Source organism: Mesorhizobium sp. M6A.T.Cr.TU.014.01.1.1 (assembly GCF_004022765.1).
Lineage (GTDB): Bacteria > Pseudomonadota > Alphaproteobacteria > Rhizobiales > Rhizobiaceae > Mesorhizobium > Mesorhizobium mediterraneum.
In genome coordinates, this window is the sequence record NZ_RZPG01000085.1 from 1 (window position 1) to 635 (window position 635).

Sequence of the window (635 nt, forward strand, 5' to 3'; positions counted from 1 at the left end):
ACCATGAATGAAGCAACGCCCCCCAATCGCTGTCGCATCGTGCTGATCGCGCCGTCCGGCGTGCCGGCGGCCCGTATTGTCGCGGCATTCGATGGCGGCGATGTCGCTTCGCTGATCCTGCCCGAGAACGGCATGGATGAAGCCTCCTTTCAGGCTTTCGCCGAACAGATCGTGCCGGCAGCGCAAGCCGCCGGCGTTGCTGTCATCATCGCCTGCGACACCCGCATAGCCGGCCGCGTCCAGGCCGACGGCATCCATGTCGAGGTCTCCAAGGCCGAACTTGCCGAGACGATCGAGCATTTCCAGGCAAAGATGATGGTCGGCACCGGCGGCGCCAAGACACGTGACGACGCGCTCGAGCTTGGCGAGACGCGGCCAGACTACATCTTCTTCGGCCGCTTCGGTTACGACAACAAGCCCGAACCGCACCCGCGCAACCTGTCGCTCGGCGCATGGTGGGCGGACATGATCCAGATCCCTTGCATCGTCATGGCCGGATCCGACATCGCCTCGGTCGAAGCGGTGGGCGCCACCGGCGCTGAATTCGTGGCGCTGTCGAGCGCCGTGTTTGCCGACGGCACCGATCCCAGGACAGCGGTCGCCACCGCCAACGCGCTGCTCGACGAGACCGCGCC

Annotated in this window: 1 protein-coding gene; it reads left to right on the forward strand. The window is 65.8% G+C overall.

The window, feature by feature from the left end:
* Positions 1-3: 3 nt before the first annotated feature.
* On the forward strand, positions 4-635 hold a 632-nt coding region (locus tag EN885_RS33055), incomplete at its 3' end, for a thiamine phosphate synthase (protein ID WP_128335260.1).